Consider the following 15,891-nt stretch of genomic DNA (forward strand, 5'->3'; position numbering starts at 1 on the left):
AGATCAAAGCCAACTATAATCCCGTGTCTTTGCGTGTGTAGATTTTTCTGGGAACTTGGCAATTGAGTGATTCACAACAAAGTATTGCCAAGCCAGTCTACAAAGTAGTTGCATTGCAGCTAGCAATCGCTATCAGCTTTGCCACGGTCACCCTGTTTTTTGGTGGCAATGTCAGAGGCTGGTCCGCCGCATACGGCGGCGCTATCGCAGTCATCGGTAGCCTGGTGTATGCCCTGTTGGTGGTTCGCGGTTCTAGCGACGCCAATAAGGCATTCCGGGCGCATTTGCGCGCAGAAGTGGTGAAAATATTTATCACAGCGGTGCTGTTTATATTGGCACTGGTGTTGTTTCAGTCGGCCGCCTGGTTATGGCTGATCTTGGGTTTCGCGGTGGCAACCTTAGCATACTGGTTTTCATTGCTCGCTGTTTAATCATTGGTTTTGGGGCCTGTTGAGCTCTGAAACGACAAATCTAAATTCATTATGACCACAGAACACGCTATTGAAGCGGGCCATGCTGCCCCGGCCAACGCCACAGAATACATCAGTCACCATCTGGCCCACCTGAGAAGTGCCGACGGCATGATCAATCTGGATACGTTCTGGATTTCGGCCATTCTGGGCTTTGTTTTCCTGGCTGTTTTCTATATGGCGTCGCGCCGCGCGACGGCTGGTGTCCCTGGCAAGTTGCAAAACTTCGTCGAAATGGTCATGGAAATCGTCAATGACACTATTAATGGGGCCTTCCACGCGAAAAGCAAGGTCATCGCGCCGCTGGCCATCACTATTTTTGTGTGGGTCTGGTTGCTTAACGCGATGGACTTCCTGCCGGTTGACCTGTTGCCGAAGATCCTGAGCTGGTTTGGCGTGCATAAACTGCGCGCCGTGCCGACCGCCGACGTCAACCACACCTTCGCCATGTCGCTGTCGGTCGTGCTGTGCGTGATCGCCTTCTCGATCAAGGCCAAGGGCCTGGGCGGCTGGATCAAGGAACTGTTCACGGCACCGTTCCATGCGAGCGGCCTGATCGGCACGATCGCCCTGGCACCTGTCAATTTCCTGCTGCAAATGGTTGAGCTGGTTGCAAAACTGATCTCCCTGTCGCTGCGACTGTTCGGCAATATGTATGCCGGCGAACTGATTTTCATCTTGATCGCGTTGTTGCCTTGGTGGGCACAGTGGGCGTTGGGTGGTCCATGGGCAATTTTCCATATCTTGATTGTAACTTTGCAAGCTTTTGTGTTTATGGCGTTGACGGTTGTGTATCTGAGCCTTGCGGTTGAGAAACATTAATCATTAACTTTATATTTTGTTTTTTTAGTATCTTTCGTTTTTAAATTTAGGAGAATTTTATGCAAGCTCTGATCGCACAAGTACAAAGCATGACCGTTCTGGCAGCAGCAATCATCATCGGCCTGGCCGCAATCGGCACCGCTCTGGGCTTCGCTATCTTGGGTGGCAAATTCCTGGAAGCTTCGGCACGTCAACCAGAACTGATGCCACAACTGCAAACCAAACTGTTCGTTATCGCTGGTCTGCTGGATGCTATCTCGATGATCGGCGTTGGTGTTGCTCTGCTGTACACGTTCGCTAACCCGTTCCTGTCCGCTCTGACGGCTGTTGCTCAGTAATTCGCTCCAACCCTAGGAGAAACTTTTAGTTAGGAGCAAAGGTATGGACATCAATATGTCGCTCATCGGCCAGATGATCACCTTCGCGGTGTTGGTCTGGTTCTCGATGAAGTTCGTATTTCCAGCGCTGAACAACGCGCTGGATGAGCGTGCCAAACGAATCGCGGATGGATTGGCTGCGGCCGATCAAGGTCAGGCTTCGATGGCAGTCGCTGAAAAGCGTGCGCAAGAGGCATTGAACAGTGCACGTGAAGAAGCGTCGCAACGCGTTGCGGACGCTGAAAAGCGCGCGCAGCTGGTTGCTGAAGAGATCAAGCAAAATGCACAAGCTGAAGCTGCGCGTATCATTGCGCAAGCCCAGTCGGACGCCGAACAGCAACTGTCGAAAGCACGCGAACAATTGCGCGCTCAGGTGGCTGACCTGGCTGTCAAGGGTGCCGAGCAGATCTTGAAGCGTGAAGTAAACGCTACGGCTCACGCCGAAATGTTGCAGCGTCTTGCTGTCGAGCTGTAATCATGGCAGAACTCGCAACCGTCGCCCGTCCCTACGCGGAAGCTTTGTTCCGCGTAGCCCAAGCTGGTAAGGAGTCAAGCAACCTCGCGGCGTGGTCCGAACTGGTGTCCGAACTGGCACAGATCGGTAGCCACCCCGAGGTACAGGCGTACGCGCGCAATCCGAAAGTTTCGGAAAGCGACGTCGCCGCCACCATCCTGTCGTTGTTGAAATCGCCGCTCAATGAGGAAGTGAAAAACTTCGTCACGATGTTGATCGAAAATGGCCGCATCAGCCTGCTGCCGGAAATCGGCGCGCAATTCCATGCCTTGAAAAACGGTCTGGAAGGTGCGGCTGACGCCGAGATCACGAGCGCTTTCGATCTGAGCGAAGGCCAAACGGCCGAGCTGGTCGCAACGCTGGAAAAGAAATTCAGTCGTAAGCTCAACCCTGCCGTCACAGTGGATCCATCGCTGCTCGGCGGCGTGCGCGTGGTTGTTGGCGACCAAGTGCTCGACACCTCGGTGCGCGCCAAGCTGCAGCAACTGCACGCTGCACTGGTGTCGTAAGACACGCGCTTCGGCAGGCCAGCTTAGACAGACCCTTACCCCTCGCGCAAGCTGAGAGAAACACTTTTAGGAGTTAGTATGCAACTCAACCCATCTGAAATCAGCGAGTTGATCAAGAGCCGGATCCAAGGTCTTGACGGCGGCGCTGAAGTGCGTAATCAAGGCACGGTTATTTCCGTCGCCGACGGTATCTGCCGCATCCACGGTTTGTCGGACGTGATGCAAGGCGAGATGCTGGAATTCCCAGGCAACACGTTTGGCCTGGCCATGAATCTGGAACGCGACTCCGTCGGTTCCGTGATTCTGGGTGCCTACGAGCACATCTCCGAAGGCGACACGGTGAAATGCACCGGCCGCATTCTGGAAGTGCCAGTCGGTCCTGAGCTGCTCGGCCGCGTTGTCAACGCGCTGGGTCAGCCGATCGACGGCAAAGGCGCCATCGAGACCAAACTGACGGCCGCGATTGAAAAAATCGCCCCGGGCGTGATCGCCCGTGAATCCGTTTCGCAACCAATGCAAACCGGCCTGAAGTCGATCGATGCGATGGTTCCAGTTGGCCGCGGCCAGCGCGAACTGATCATCGGCGACCGTCAAACCGGCAAGTCGGCTGTGGCGATTGATGCGATCATCAATCAAAAAGGCCAGGGCATGAAATGTATCTACGTCGCGATTGGCCAAAAAGCCTCGTCGATCAAGAACATCGTGCGCTCGCTGGAACAGCACGGCGCGATGGAATACACCATCGTTGTCGCCGCTTCCGCTTCGGAATCGGCCGCCATGCAATACATCTCGCCGTACTCCGGTTGCGCCATGGGCGAATACTTCCGTGACCGCGGTGAAGATGCACTGATCGTCTACGATGATCTGTCCAAACAAGCTGTTGCATACCGTCAAATCTCGCTGCTGCTGCGCCGTCCACCAGGTCGCGAAGCGTACCCAGGCGACGTGTTCTACCTGCACAGCCGCCTGCTGGAACGCGCAGCACGCGTGAACGCCGACTATGTCGAGAAGTTCACCGACGGCGCCGTCAAAGGCAAGACCGGTTCCCTGACGGCACTGCCGATCATTGAAACGCAAGCTGGCGACGTGTCCGCATTCGTTCCAACCAACGTGATTTCGATTACCGACGGTCAGATCTTCCTGGAAACCTCGCTGTTCAACGCCGGTATCCGTCCTGCAATTAACGCCGGTATTTCCGTATCGCGCGTCGGTGGCGCCGCCCAGACCAAGGTCATCAAAAACCTGTCCGGCGGTATCCGTACCGACTTGGCGCAGTACCGTGAACTGGCCGCGTTTGCGCAGTTCGCTTCGGACCTGGATGAATCGACCCGCAAGCAGCTGGACCGCGGCGCGCGCGTAACGGAATTGCTCAAGCAAGCCCAATACTCGCCACTGTCGATCTCGCTGATGGCCGTATCGCTGTTCTCGGTGAACAAAGGCTTCATGGACGACGTGCCAGTCAAGCAAGTGCTGTCGTTCGAAGCTGGTGTCCACGCTTACATGAAGACCAAGCAAGCTGCTCTGCTGGCCAAGATCGAAGAAACCAAGCAACTCGACAAAGACAGCGAAGCAACTCTGTCGGCGGCCATTGCTGATTTCAAGAAATCCGGCGCATATTAAGCGGCCAGGCGGTGCCCACCTTTGAGTGAGGCGCCGCCCTACGCGCAGAAGGAGTAAGGACTCATGGCATCAAGCAAAGAGATACGAGGCAAGATCAAGAGCGTAGAGAATACGAAGAAGATCACCAAGGCGATGGAAATGGTCGCCGCGTCCAAAATGCGCAAGGCGCAAGACCGGATGCGGGCCGCCCGTCCCTACAGTGACAAGATTCGGAATATCGCCGCCAATCTGGCGACCGCCAATCCGGAATACACGCACCCGTTCCTGGCAGCTGCCCAGGGTACGCAAGCGAAGGCAGTGGGTTTCATCGTTGTCACGACCGACAAGGGTCTGTGCGGCGGCATGAACACCAACATCCTGCGCCAGGTGACGTCGAAGTCGCGCGAGCTGGAAGCAGCTGGCAACCGGGTTGAAGCAGTTGCCATCGGTAACAAGGGTTTGGGTTTTTTGAATCGCATCGGCGTCAAGATCATTGCGCACGCCATTCAAACCGGTGATACGCCCCACCTGGACAAACTGATCGGACCCGTCAAGGTCATGCTCGAAGAGTTCCAGGCAGGCAAGATCGATGCAGTGTACCTGTGCTACACCAAATTCATCAACACGATGAAACAGGAACCAGTCGTGGAGCAATTGCTGCCCCTGACGGCCGACAAGATGGTCGCCGACAAGGGCGCCCACTCGTGGGATTACATCTACGAGCCGGACGCGCAAAGCGTGATCGACGAATTGCTGGAGCGCTATGTAGAAGCGCTGGTGTACCAGGCAGTCGCGGAGAATCTGGCGTCCGAGCAATCGGCACGGATGGTCGCGATGAAAGCTGCAAGCGACAACGCGGGTAGTGTGATCGGCGAATTGAAGCTGATCTACAACAAGACCCGTCAAGCTGCGATTACCAAAGAACTCTCCGAAATCGTCGCCGGTGCGGCTGCGGTTTAAACGAATTTAACTATATTGAAGGAACGAACATGGCTGATGGCAAAATCGTTCAGTGTATCGGCGCTGTGGTGGACGTTGAGTTTCCCCGCAACGCGATGCCTAAGGTATTTGATGCCTTGAAGATGGCAGGCTCGGAACTGACCCTGGAAGTACAACAGCAGTTGGGCGACGGCATTGTCCGTACCATTGCACTCGGCTCGTCCGATGGCCTGCGTCGCGGCATGATGATCCAGAACACCGGCAAACCTATCATGGTGCCAGTCGGTAAAGCAACCCTGGGTCGCATCATGGACGTGCTGGGCAACCCGATCGACGAATGCGGCCCTGTGTCGCACGAGCAGATCGCGTCGATCCACCGCACCGCTCCTGCATACGACGAACTGTCGCCATCGCAAGAACTGCTGGAAACCGGCATCAAGGTGATCGATCTGGTTTGCCCGTTTGCAAAAGGCGGTAAAGTTGGTCTGTTCGGCGGCGCTGGCGTAGGCAAGACCGTGAACATGATGGAACTGATTAACAACATCGCCAAGGCGCACAGCGGCGTGTCCGTGTTTGCCGGCGTGGGTGAGCGTACCCGTGAAGGTAACGACTTCTACCACGAGATGGCTGACGCGAAAGTGGTCGATCTGGAAAATCCGGAGAACTCCAAAGTCGCGATGGTCTACGGTCAGATGAATGAACCGCCAGGTAACCGTCTGCGCGTTGCGCTGACCGGCCTGACGATCGCTGAATCGTTCCGTGATGAAGGCAAGGACGTTCTGTTCTTCGTCGACAACATCTACCGCTTCACGCTGGCCGGTACCGAAGTGTCGGCACTGCTGGGCCGTATGCCGTCGGCTGTGGGTTACCAACCGACCCTGGCCGAAGAAATGGGCCGTCTGCAAGAGCGTATCACGTCGACCAAGACCGGTTCGATCACCTCGATCCAGGCCGTCTACGTTCCAGCCGATGATTACACCGATCCGTCGCCTGCTACCACGTTTGCTCACTTGGATTCGACCGTTGCGCTGTCGCGTGACATCGCTTCCCTGGGTATCTACCCAGCCGTGGACCCACTGGATTCGACCTCGCGTCAGCTGGATCCGTTGATCGTTGGTCAAGAGCACTATGACACCGCGCGTGCCGTGCAAACGACCCTGCAACGCTACAAGGAATTGCGCGACATTATCGCGATTCTGGGTATGGACGAGCTGGCACCGGAAGACAAACTGCTGGTCGCCCGCGCACGTAAGATGCAGCGTTTCCTGTCGCAGCCTTTCCACGTCGCTGAAGTCTTTACCGGCGCGCCTGGTAAATACGTTTCGCTCAAAGACACGATCAAGGGCTTCAAAATGATCGCTTCGGGCGAACTCGATCACCTGCCGGAACAAGCGTTCTACATGGTCGGCACGATCGAAGAAGCAATCGAAAAAGCCAAGAAACTTAACTAAGTTAAGTCTGGGCCTAACCCCGCCCCTTAGAAGGCGGGGTTCTTCAACCCGATAGGACACACACATGGCACACACAATTCACGTTGACGTGGTTTCCGCTGAAGAACTGATTTTTTCAGGCGAAGCAGAATTCGTCGCGTTGCCGGGTGAACAGGGCGAGCTGGGTATCTACCCACGCCACACGCCTTTGATTACCCGCATCCGTCCGGGCGCGGTCCGCATCAAGGTAGTCGGCCAGGCTGAAGAAGAGTTCGTCTTCGTTGCCGGCGGCCTGCTGGAAGTGCAACCGGATACCGTGACCGTCCTGGCCGATACCGCGATCCGCGGTCACGACCTCGACGAAGCGAAAGCGCTGGAAGCGAAGAAGTTGGCGGAAGAAAATATCCACAACAAGGATTCGGGCATCGACTACGCGCAAGCGCAAGCCGAGCTGGCCAGCGCGATTGCGCAGCTGGCAGCGATCCAGAAGCTGCGCAAGCTGTAATCAGCGAGCCAGCAACAAGAAAGGCAGCCTTCGGGCTGCCTTTTTTTATGCTTTGACGGCTATTCCTGGCGCTTCTGCCTGCTCCTTTCCTGCCCCGCCTTCAATATCGTCTTCCACCTGGCGCGCGCGGCGATGCGCTCGAGCGGCGTCTCCTCGCCGCGCCGGGCGTCGCGCAGCAGCTTGTGATAATTGCGCAGCCGATCCGCATCGACGGCGCCGCGCACCTGGCAGCCTGGTTCGCTGGCGTGCTGGCAGTCGCGGAACTGGCACGTCGAGGCGAGCGCCGCGATGTCGTCAAACGTGGCCGCCAGGGTCTGCGCATCGGCGTCGGCCTGCCAGCTGCGCAAGCCCGGCGTATCGATGATGCAGGCGCCGCTGGCGCACAGGTGCAGCGAGCGCGCCGTCGTCGTATGCCGTCCGCGCCCATCGCCATGGCGCACGCCGTTGGTGGCCTGCTGCGCCGCAGACAGGGTATTGGTCAGGCTGGACTTGCCGGCGCCCGATGAACCGAGCAGCACCAGGGTCTGGCCGGCACCCAGCCACGGTTCCAGGATGGCCACGTCATACGCATGGCGCGTATCGATGGCAAACAGGGGCACGTGGGACGGCAGGCGCTGTTTGAGCTGCGCCAGCTTGCCCTGCACGTCGTCGGCCATGTCGGCCTTGCTCAGCACCACCACGGGGCTGACCTGGGCCGCCAGCACGATGGCCAGATAGCGTTCCAGCCGGCGTGGGTTGAAATCCCCGTCCAGTCCCATTACCAGCAGGGCCGTATCGACATTGTTGGCGAGCACTTGCCGCCGGCCGTCATTGCCGCGCCGGGCGATTTGCGTGACTGGGGATAAGTGCGTCGTTATCCACAGCGCGCCGTGAGCATCGTGTTCGGCGGCGACCCAGTCGCCGACCGTGAGGACGGTGTCTTGCGCGAGCAGCTCGTGCAACAGGCGCGGCAGGACCTGTGCCGGGTGTTCCCGGGTGCCGTCGTGCACGAGAAGGCTGTCGCGGTGGACGGCGCTCACGCGCAGCAGTTGTGCGGCAGGGGACGATAAGTCGAGTTGGGTGGCTGCGCCGGCGATGGCCTGCTGCAGCCCGATAAGGCGTAGTTGCGCAAAATCAAATGCGATCATGGTAGCGTGATTCCAAATTCTGTCGTCCGCGTGCGGACGTGAAGCCTGCGCGTGCAGGCACCGCCAGTCGTTATGACTGGCACGAAAGAAAGGGAAGTCGGCTACGCGATCACGCGTATGGGCAATTGCGGGCTAAGGGTCTTAGCGGGGAAAGACCGTGATCAGGCAGCCGACAGCACGGCAGTATCCGAATGGCGCATGTTGTCTACTCCTGTTGTGTGAGGGAAAACGCCAGTGTGCCAGCGGCGCGCGCCGCCGTCAACATTAGCTGCACATGCCGTAAGCGCTGCGCTCGGGGAAATAGCGGTACGTAAACGTGCGCACCGGGTAGCGCTTGCCGGCGACGAGCATGTCGGGCATGGATAAATCAAAGCGCTGCGGCAGCTGGCGCGGCAGTTGCAGGCGCAGGCGCCACTGGGTTTCGGCGCTCGAACCGACGGCGGAAAACATGATGGGCAGCTGCTCGATGACGTCGACGATTTCCGCCTTGCGGTTCATGCCGCGCTGGTAGATGGTCAGCACCTTGGCTTCGGCGAAGGGCTGCTGTTTTGGTTCTTCCAGCAGGAAGGACAGGCGCGTGAAGCTGGCTTGCGTGCCGATGGGAAGAGTAAAAATCAGCGCCAGCTCGGTGCCGCCATCCTTCAGGGTGACAGGCGGTGTGGCATACACGCTGATACCGCGCGGCAGCTCGAAGCGTGAACCCTCCGTCCACGTCTTGCACTCGGGCGTGGTGGCCTGGTACAGGCTGGGCGCCGTGTAGTCGTTGCAGGCTGAAACCAGCAGCAGCAGGGGCAGGGCAAGGAGGGTGGAACGGCGCATGGGAGTCACGGTTGGGATATGAGCCGACAGTGTAAGCGATCCCCCCGCGATCCACCAGCGGCGCTAGGAATGCCCGGGTGGCGCGCGCCGCACCGATTGCAGCTGGCAGTGCTCCGCCTGCAGCGCATCCTTGATGGCGTCGAGCGCCAGCTGTGGCCGGGCCGCGCCGCACATGAAGATATCGACGGCGGCAAAGCCGCATTCCGGCCAGGTGTGGATGGAGATGTGCGATTCGGCCAGCAGCACCACGCCCGTGACGCCCTGGCCGGCGCCAAAGCTGTGGAAATGGCTGTGCAGCACCTGGGCACCGGCCGTGACGGCCGCGTCGCGCAGCAGGCGCTCGAGCGCGGCGCCATCGCGCAGGCGCTCCGGCGCGATGCCCGACAGATCGGCCAGCAAATGGGTGCCCGAGGGCAGATGCGGTGTGGCTGTCATGCTTACTTGTGGCTGCCGCCGCTGGAGCCGCCGCCATAGCTGCCGCCGCCGCTGCCCGTGCGCGAACTCCAGCTGCTGCCGCTGCTACTGCCGGCCACCTTGAACATGCGCACCCAGTTGGCGGCGGTAACACTGAAGGTCACCATCAGGGCGTAGATCACGTATTTACTCATGGGGGATTCTTTGCATTCTTGTCGAGAAAAGCGGCCGGCAGGAACAGCGCCAGGCAGCCCAGCAAACTCCACATCAGGGTGCTGGAGAATGAGACAAACATGGGGATCGCATTCAAGACCAGCACGATGACGATGAAGACCTTGGCGATGCCGCGATGACTGAGCTGGATATTCTGCACGTTGGCGCCGCCATGGAAGGCGGCGCCGAACCAGGCGGCCATCTGATCATGGGCGACGGGCGCGGAGCGCGACCAGGTCATTTCCTCGCCGGTGAGCTCCGCCGCCAGTTTGGTCTGTCCCTGCTCGAATTCAAACACGCGCGTGCTGTCGCCGACGGCCACCTTCCAGTTGAAGGCACCCGCCGCATACACGACCTGCGAGCCGTAGTCATACAGTTTGCGGTAGGTGGCGCCATCGAGCGTGCAGGTATCGGCGTCCAATGAGGCCCAGTTGGGCCAGTTCGGCAGCACGTTCGAGCGCGACCAGCCATCGTCGGTTTCCACCAGCCAGAAGAAGCCGGCGCGCGCGCCATACAGCAGGTATTCGTTCCACTCGCTGCCTTCGTCGTCGGCGCGGCGCATCATGCCGATCACCGTGAAATCCACATTGTTGATCTTCGCGCTGGCGCCCAGCTCCAGGGTGAGGTCGGCGTTGTCGTGCACCTGCTTGCCGATGGCCAGCACCTGCGCTTCCGGACCGCTGGCGTCGAGTTGCGCATGGCAGGCGGGACACACCAGCTGCGCTGCAGCGCCGGGCACATATTGGATGCCGCTGCCGCAGGACGGGCAGTCGAGCGCATCGAGCTTGCCGCGGTACTTGCCAGCGCTCCTGGCGATGGTATCGTCGTCGCGCAGCAGCTGGCACTTCAAACTGTCCAGGGTGACGGCCACGCCCTGGTAGACGATGGGTTGCGGGCCATCCGTATAGTCGAGCGTGACAAAGCTGGCGTAGTTGCGGAAGTCCGCCACCTGGATGCGCCAGCCAGCGCCCACCTTGAAGGGCAATTCTCCCTGGCCGGCGATGCATTCGGCGCTGCGGATCTCGGCCGCCGTGTACGGTTCGCCGCAGATCGTGTAGCGCCTGCCCGGCGCCAGCTCGGCAAAGGCAGGCAGCGCGTCTTGCGTGCTGCGTACGCGCGTCAGGGTGTACAGGCCGGACGAGTCGCCCAGCCACGCCGTGCTGGCGTCGTCGAACAGCAGATACCACTCGTTCCACGTACCGGCGCTGTAGCGCTGCTGGATGCGGCCGACGACGGTGAAGTGCACGCCATCGTGCACGCCGGCCGTGCCGATCTGGATCGGCGAATAGTCTTCCAGGACGGCCGACATCTTGCCCACGTCCCTGACGGAATCGGCGTCCTTGAGGATGGTGCTGTGGCAGTACTCGCACACGGCGAGTACGGAAGCGTGCGAGCGGAAGCGGACTTCCGCGCCGCAGCTGGGACAGGAAACAGTTTGCATGCAGTCGCGCTTAGCCGATCAGTTTTTTCAGCAGTTCAGCCTTGGCGCCGTCGTAGTCGGCCGGCGAAATGAGGCCCTTGTCGAGCAGACCCTTGAGCTTTTCCAGGCGCGCCTCGATCGGTTCTTCCGCGGGGGCCGGTGGCGCCGCCGGAGCTGGCGCTGGGGCGGGCTGCTGCAGCGCATTGCCCATACTTTGCGCCATCACCTGGCCGATCGACAGTCCGGCACCGAGACCGGCGCCGATGCCGGCCATGCCGCCTTCGTTCTGCGCCGCCAGCGGGATCGCATTGGCCACCTGGAATTTCGTGTAGCCGCTCATCTTGTCGGCGCCCAGGCCGCCCTTCATGCCGGCCGAGATGCGCTCGTCCAGCGCCGCCTGCAATTCTTCTGGCAGGCTGATGCTGGCCACGTTGAATTCATCGAGGCCCACGCCGTAGCGGGAAAACGCCTGCGCCAGGCCATCCTTGACCTCCTGCGCCATCAGCGCCTGGTTGGCCGCCATGTCGAGGAAGGGGACATTCGCGCCGCCCAGCGAGCTGGCCATGCTCGACATCAAAATGCCGCGCAATTGATCTTCCACTTCGTCGCGCGTATACACTTCGCGCGTGCCGCTGATTTCGGTGAAGAAGGTGCGGGCGTCGGCGATGCGGTACGAGTACATGCCGAAGGCGCGCACGCGGATCATGTCGAAATCCTTGTCGCGGATGGTGATCGGCTGTGGCGTGCCCCATTTGCGGCCAGTTTGCACGCGCGTGCTGAAGTAATACACGTCCGACTTGAACGGCGAATCGAACAGCTTGTCCCAGTTTTTCAGGTTGGTCAGCAGCGGTAGGGTTTGCGTCGTCAGCTTGTGCGTGCCGGGACCGAAGACGTCGGCGATCTTGCCTTCATTGACGAAGACGGCCACTTGCGATTCGCGCACATTCAGGATGGCGCCGTTCTGAATCTCGAAATCCTGCATGGGAAAACGCCAGGCCAGCACGCCTTCCGTTTCTTCGTTCCACTGCAGTACGTCGATAAACTGCTTCTTGATAAAGCTGCCGAGGCTCATGATGGTGTCCTTGAATGAGGTAAAACGTCAGGAAATGCAGGCGGCGTTGATGGCGCCGATCGACAGGGAAATGGCGGCCAGCAGGCCGCCGAAAGCGCTGTTGTTCGATTCGATCTGGTCTTTCGACATGCGCAGCAGGCGCGTGGTGACCACGTACGCCAGCAATTGCACCACCATGGCGCCAAAGGCCCAGGCGAAGAACTGCTGGTAGTCGGCCGTGTGCATCAGGGACGAGGCGATGGTGGCGGAAAAGCCCAGCATGGCGCCGCCCAGCGACAGGGCCGCGGCCTGGTTGCCCTGGCGGATCAGCAGCACTTCGTTATACGGCGTGACGCGCGTGTAGATGATAAAAAATACAATCAGTAGCCCGGCGGCCAGTAAAAGATGGATCAGATAGTTTAGGATGGCGGGCACGGCATTCCTCACAAATGAGTATTTGATAACGTCAACGCATATTAGAACAAAAAAAAGCCCCATGAACAAAAAGATTCTGATTTTGTCCGTCTTCGTGGTCGCCTCCTGCGGCCTCGCGTATGAGCTGATCGCCGGCGCCATGTCCAGCTACCTGCTCGGCGACTCCATCCTGCAGTTTTCCACCATCATTGGCTGCTACTTGTTTGCCATGGGTGTGGGTGCTCACTTTTCAAAATATGTGCGGGACGACGACGTGCTCTCGCGCTTCGTCGACATCGAACTGGCCGTGGGCTTGATCGGTGGCTTGTCGGCCGCCATCCTGTTCATGACCTTTTCGTGGATGGCCGCGCCATTTCGCACCTTATTGTATGTGATGGTGTTCCTGATCGGCGCACTGGTTGGCATGGAAGTGCCGCTGGTGATGCGCGCCTTGAACTCGCGCCAGACGGAATTTTCCGAGCTGGTCAGCCGCGTACTGACCTTCGATTACCTGGGCGCGCTGGCCGTTTCCCTGCTGTTTCCGTTGGTGCTGTCGCCGTACCTGGGACTGGTGCGCACGGGCTTCCTGTTCGGCATGCTCAATGTGGGCGTGGGCCTGTGGACGATCTGGGTGTTCCGCGCGGAACTGAAGAACCTCACGAGCCGCTTCCTGCGCGCTTGCGCCGTGATGCTGGTACTGGTGGCCGGCTTTGCCATGTCGGACCGCATGGTGGCCTGGGGCGAGCACGGCCTGTTCGGCGACCAGATCGTGTATTCCACCACTACGCCCTACCAGCGCCTGGTGATCACGCGCTGGAAGGACGATACGCGGCTGTACATCAATGGCAACCTGCAGTTTTCCTCGCGCGACGAGTACCGCTACCACGAGGCGCTGGTGCACCCCGTGCTGGAAGCGCTGCCGTGGGCGCGCCGCGTGCTGGTGCTGGGCGGCGGCGATGGCCTGGCGCTGCGCGAAATCCTGCGTTATCCCCACGTCGAGCACGTCACCGTGGTCGACCTCGATCCCGCCATGACGGCCGCGTTTACCACGCGCCCGGAACTGGCAAAGCTGAACAATAATTCGTTCTCGGACAAGCGGGTTACCGTCGTCAATGCCGATGCCGCCGTCTGGCTGCGCAACAACGGCGACATGTTTGACGCGGCCATCGTCGATTTCCCCGATCCGTCCAGCTTCGCGCTCGGCAAACTGTACTCGGTGCCGTTCTACGACCTGGTGAAAAAACACCTGGCGGCCAAGGGCCTGATGGTGGTGCAATCGACGTCACCCTTCTTTGCCCCGCACGCCTACTGGACCATCAATTCGACCCTGCGCGAAGTGGGCATGCGCACCTGGCCGTATCACGCCTACGTGCCCTCGTTCGGCGAATGGGGGTTTATCCTGGCCTCGCCCCAGCTTGACTACACACCGCCGACGACCTACCGCCTGCCCATGCGCTACCTGAACGCGGACACCACGCGCGAGATGTTCATCTTCCCGCCCGACATGCAGCCGCTGCCGATGGCGCCGAATCGCTTGAATACCCAGTCGCTCGTGCATGAATTCGAGCAGGACTGGAACCGGGTGATCCGCTGATGCAGCGCCGTTCCTTCATGCTGTGGGCCGCCGGCGGCACGGCGGCGGCCGCCGCTGGCATCGGCAGCATCGCCGCGTATCTGCGCTGGCAGGAGATCACGCCGAAGGTGCTGTATCCGGGCCGCAGCGAGGGGCATTATTTGCGCAAGCTGCTGCGCGACCGCACGGCGCTGCCGGCGCCCTCGGCAACCGTCACCACCGACGTGGCGATTCTTGGCTCCGGCATCGCCGGCCTGACGGCCGCCTGGCGTTTGAATAAATTGGGGCACAAGGACTTCCTCATGATCGATGGGCCCCAGCCGTACGGCAACGCGGCCGGCGGGCAGTTCGGCGACCTGGCCTATCCGACAGGCGGTCACTATCTGCCGCTGCCTTCGCCCGAATCGACCCATGTGCGCGAGATCCTGTTCGACCTGGGTATCATCCAGCGCGACCCCATGGCGGAAAAGCCGACTTACGACGAGCGTTACATCCTGCACGCGCCCGAGGAGCGCCTGCTGTTCAACGGCCACTGGCAGGATGGCTTCATTCCCACCGAAGGCGTTTCTGCCGAAGAACTGGCGCAACACGAGCGTTTCTTTGCCGAGGTGCGGCGCCTGCGCCAGGCGCATGGCAACGACGGCAAACGCGTCTTCGTGTTCCCGACAGTGGCATCGTCGCAAGACCCGGCCTGGCAGGCGCTGGACACCATCACCTTGAAGCAGTGGATGGAGCGCGAAGGCTATACCTCGCCCACCCTGCACTGGTATTTGAATTACTGCTGCCGCGACGATTACGGCACGCGCTACGACCAGGTCTCGGCCTGGGCCGGCCTGCATTACTACTGCAGCCGCTGGGGACAGGCAGCCAATGCGGGCAACGGCGCCTGGCTGACCTGGCCGGGCGGCATGCAACCGGTCGCCACGGCCATGGAGCAGGCCTCAGGTGTCCAACGTCATGCAGGCACGGTGGTTTCCGTGCAGACGACGGAGCAGGGCGTGGAGGCGCTGTGCCTGGAATTGATCGACGGTCAGCCGCGCACCTACCTGGTCAAGGCGCGCAAGGCCATCTGCGCCATGCCGCTGTATGTCGCCGCGCGCGTGGTCGACAACATCGCCGGGTATGGTTTTGACGCGAAGCGCGATACGCCCGCGTATGCGCCGTGGTTGGTGGCGAATTTTTTACTTAAACGCTTTCCCGACGAATTGCCGCGTGCGCCGCTGTGCTGGGACAACGTGGTGTACCAGGAACCGGGCCTCGGCTATGTCGTATCAACCCATCAGGACATTCGCGTACGCCCGCCCGAGAAAACCGTCTTCAGCGCCTATGTGGCCCTGTCCGACCGTACGCCGCAGGAAGCGCGCAAGTGGTTAGATATGGCCACGCCCGAGCAATTGCTGGCGCTGGCCAGCGTCGATTTAAAGACGGCGTATGGACGCGACTTTGCCAGCTGCGTCGAGCGGGTCGACATCACCGTGCGTGGGCACGCCATGGCGGCACCGTTGCCAGGATTTCGCAGCAATGCGGGCTTGAAGGCGCTGCGCGAGCACGATGGTGCGATTTTGTTTGCGCATGCCGATTTGTCGGGCTTTTCCGTGTTCGAGGAAGCGGCGTGGTGGGGGGACCGCGCGGCGCGCCTGGCGGCTAAATAAAAAGGCCGGCGCGAACGCCGGCCAGAGCCCCCTAAGGCTCGAA

General features: G+C 60.2%; 18 protein-coding genes. 11 read left to right on the forward strand and 7 right to left on the reverse strand.

Annotation, left to right across the window (positions count from 1 at the left end; translation table 11 throughout):
* Window positions 1–62 precede the first annotated feature (62 nt).
* The 9 genes from O3298_RS21125 (at window position 63) to O3298_RS21165 (ending at window position 7,165) form a co-directional block, all read left to right on the forward strand.
* Window positions 63–431 (forward strand): ATP synthase subunit I, encoded by a 369-nt coding sequence (locus O3298_RS21125; protein WP_035823464.1) that lies wholly within the window; start codon window positions 63–65, stop codon window positions 429–431.
* A 51-nt stretch (window positions 432–482) separates the two neighbouring features.
* Window positions 483–1,292, forward strand: coding sequence for a F0F1 ATP synthase subunit A (gene atpB / locus O3298_RS21130; RefSeq protein WP_046681851.1), 810 nt, complete (start codon window positions 483–485; stop codon window positions 1,290–1,292).
* Window positions 1,293–1,351: 59 nt separating this feature from the next.
* A complete protein-coding gene (gene atpE, locus O3298_RS21135) occupies window positions 1,352–1,630 on the forward strand; it encodes a F0F1 ATP synthase subunit C (RefSeq protein WP_034752695.1) in 279 nt (92 codons plus the stop codon).
* Between the two features lie 43 nt (window positions 1,631–1,673).
* Window positions 1,674–2,144 carry a F0F1 ATP synthase subunit B gene (locus tag O3298_RS21140; protein ID WP_034752697.1) on the forward strand — a complete coding sequence of 157 codons (471 nt, stop codon included), beginning with the start codon at window positions 1,674–1,676 and terminating at the stop codon, window positions 2,142–2,144.
* A 2-nt stretch (window positions 2,145–2,146) separates the two neighbouring features.
* Window positions 2,147–2,692, forward strand: coding sequence for a F0F1 ATP synthase subunit delta (locus O3298_RS21145; RefSeq protein ID WP_034752699.1), 546 nt, complete (start codon window positions 2,147–2,149; stop codon window positions 2,690–2,692).
* Window positions 2,693–2,770: 78 nt separating this feature from the next.
* Window positions 2,771–4,312, forward strand: coding sequence for a F0F1 ATP synthase subunit alpha (atpA, locus tag O3298_RS21150; RefSeq protein WP_034752701.1), 1,542 nt, complete (start codon window positions 2,771–2,773; stop codon window positions 4,310–4,312).
* Between the two features lie 63 nt (window positions 4,313–4,375).
* The gene (gene atpG, locus O3298_RS21155; RefSeq protein WP_034783836.1) at window positions 4,376–5,251 is read left to right on the forward strand and encodes a F0F1 ATP synthase subunit gamma; all 876 of its coding nucleotides are present in this window, start codon (window positions 4,376–4,378) and stop codon (window positions 5,249–5,251) included.
* Between the two features lie 29 nt (window positions 5,252–5,280).
* Window positions 5,281–6,681 carry a F0F1 ATP synthase subunit beta gene (atpD, locus tag O3298_RS21160; protein ID WP_034752705.1) on the forward strand — a complete coding sequence of 467 codons (1,401 nt, stop codon included), beginning with the start codon at window positions 5,281–5,283 and terminating at the stop codon, window positions 6,679–6,681.
* Window positions 6,682–6,745: 64 nt separating this feature from the next.
* Window positions 6,746–7,165: a F0F1 ATP synthase subunit epsilon gene (locus O3298_RS21165; protein WP_077398374.1), complete on the forward strand. Its 420-nt coding sequence runs from the start codon at window positions 6,746–6,748 to the stop codon at window positions 7,163–7,165.
* Between the two features lie 59 nt (window positions 7,166–7,224).
* Here O3298_RS21165 and rsgA read toward each other — a convergent pair whose 3' ends face one another.
* The 7 genes from rsgA to O3298_RS21200 form a co-directional block, all read right to left on the reverse strand.
* Window positions 7,225–8,292, reverse strand: coding sequence for a ribosome small subunit-dependent GTPase A (gene rsgA, locus O3298_RS21170; protein ID WP_305060472.1), 1,068 nt, complete (start codon window positions 8,290–8,292; stop codon window positions 7,225–7,227).
* A gap of 264 nt (window positions 8,293–8,556) precedes the next feature.
* On the reverse strand, window positions 8,557–9,111 hold the full coding sequence (locus O3298_RS21175) for a hypothetical protein (RefSeq protein WP_305060473.1): 555 nt from the start codon (window positions 9,109–9,111) through the stop codon (window positions 8,557–8,559).
* Window positions 9,112–9,174: 63 nt separating this feature from the next.
* The gene (gene speD / locus O3298_RS21180; protein ID WP_305060474.1) at window positions 9,175–9,546 is read right to left on the reverse strand and encodes an adenosylmethionine decarboxylase; all 372 of its coding nucleotides are present in this window, start codon (window positions 9,544–9,546) and stop codon (window positions 9,175–9,177) included.
* A gap of 2 nt (window positions 9,547–9,548) precedes the next feature.
* Window positions 9,549–9,719 (reverse strand): hypothetical protein, encoded by a 171-nt coding sequence (locus tag O3298_RS21185; protein ID WP_157814714.1) that lies wholly within the window; start codon window positions 9,717–9,719, stop codon window positions 9,549–9,551.
* A complete protein-coding gene (locus O3298_RS21190; protein ID WP_305060475.1) occupies window positions 9,716–11,179 on the reverse strand; it encodes a DUF4178 domain-containing protein in 1,464 nt (487 codons plus the stop codon). Before O3298_RS21190 ends, O3298_RS21185 begins: the two co-directional genes overlap by 4 nt.
* A gap of 10 nt (window positions 11,180–11,189) precedes the next feature.
* Window positions 11,190–12,230 carry an SPFH domain-containing protein gene (locus O3298_RS21195; protein ID WP_289912561.1) on the reverse strand — a complete coding sequence of 347 codons (1,041 nt, stop codon included), beginning with the start codon at window positions 12,228–12,230 and terminating at the stop codon, window positions 11,190–11,192.
* Window positions 12,231–12,257: 27 nt separating this feature from the next.
* Window positions 12,258–12,644: a DUF350 domain-containing protein gene (locus tag O3298_RS21200; RefSeq protein ID WP_034783828.1), complete on the reverse strand. Its 387-nt coding sequence runs from the start codon at window positions 12,642–12,644 to the stop codon at window positions 12,258–12,260.
* Between the two features lie 61 nt (window positions 12,645–12,705).
* Between O3298_RS21200 and O3298_RS21205 the strand changes: the two genes are divergently transcribed.
* Entirely contained in the window at window positions 12,706–14,217 is a 1,512-nt protein-coding gene (locus O3298_RS21205) for a polyamine aminopropyltransferase (protein ID WP_305060476.1), read from the forward strand.
* A complete protein-coding gene (locus tag O3298_RS21210; RefSeq protein WP_305060477.1) occupies window positions 14,217–15,848 on the forward strand; it encodes an NAD(P)-binding protein in 1,632 nt (543 codons plus the stop codon). Before O3298_RS21205 ends, O3298_RS21210 begins: the two co-directional genes overlap by 1 nt.
* The last annotated feature ends 43 nt before the right edge of the window (window positions 15,849–15,891 follow it).

The sequence above is a fragment of the Janthinobacterium sp. SUN137 genome (assembly GCF_030587265.1).
GTDB classification, from domain to species: Bacteria; Pseudomonadota; Gammaproteobacteria; order Burkholderiales; family Burkholderiaceae_D; genus Janthinobacterium; species Janthinobacterium kumbetense.

Bases quoted from the DNA above. Each gene is read 5' to 3' on its own strand.
- rsgA (WP_305060472.1), bottom strand. From the start codon at position 8,292: ATGATCGCATTTGATTTTGCGCAACTACGCCTTATCGGGCTGCAGCAG.
- speD (WP_305060474.1), bottom strand. From the start codon at position 9,546: ATGACAGCCACACCGCATCTGCCCTCGGGCACCCATTTGCTGGCCGAT.
- O3298_RS21165 (WP_077398374.1), top strand. From the start codon at position 6,746: ATGGCACACACAATTCACGTTGACGTGGTTTCCGCTGAAGAACTGATT.
- atpB (WP_046681851.1), top strand. From the start codon at position 483: ATGACCACAGAACACGCTATTGAAGCGGGCCATGCTGCCCCGGCCAAC.
- atpD (WP_034752705.1), top strand. From the start codon at position 5,281: ATGGCTGATGGCAAAATCGTTCAGTGTATCGGCGCTGTGGTGGACGTT.
- O3298_RS21145 (WP_034752699.1), top strand. From the start codon at position 2,147: ATGGCAGAACTCGCAACCGTCGCCCGTCCCTACGCGGAAGCTTTGTTC.
- O3298_RS21175 (WP_305060473.1), bottom strand. From the start codon at position 9,111: ATGCGCCGTTCCACCCTCCTTGCCCTGCCCCTGCTGCTGCTGGTTTCA.
- atpE (WP_034752695.1), top strand. From the start codon at position 1,352: ATGCAAGCTCTGATCGCACAAGTACAAAGCATGACCGTTCTGGCAGCA.
- O3298_RS21185 (WP_157814714.1), bottom strand. From the start codon at position 9,719: ATGAGTAAATACGTGATCTACGCCCTGATGGTGACCTTCAGTGTTACC.
- O3298_RS21195 (WP_289912561.1), bottom strand. From the start codon at position 12,230: ATGAGCCTCGGCAGCTTTATCAAGAAGCAGTTTATCGACGTACTGCAG.
- O3298_RS21205 (WP_305060476.1), top strand. From the start codon at position 12,706: ATGAACAAAAAGATTCTGATTTTGTCCGTCTTCGTGGTCGCCTCCTGC.
- atpG (WP_034783836.1), top strand. From the start codon at position 4,376: ATGGCATCAAGCAAAGAGATACGAGGCAAGATCAAGAGCGTAGAGAAT.
- O3298_RS21210 (WP_305060477.1), top strand. From the start codon at position 14,217: ATGCAGCGCCGTTCCTTCATGCTGTGGGCCGCCGGCGGCACGGCGGCG.
- atpA (WP_034752701.1), top strand. From the start codon at position 2,771: ATGCAACTCAACCCATCTGAAATCAGCGAGTTGATCAAGAGCCGGATC.
- O3298_RS21140 (WP_034752697.1), top strand. From the start codon at position 1,674: ATGGACATCAATATGTCGCTCATCGGCCAGATGATCACCTTCGCGGTG.
- O3298_RS21190 (WP_305060475.1), bottom strand. From the start codon at position 11,179: ATGCAAACTGTTTCCTGTCCCAGCTGCGGCGCGGAAGTCCGCTTCCGC.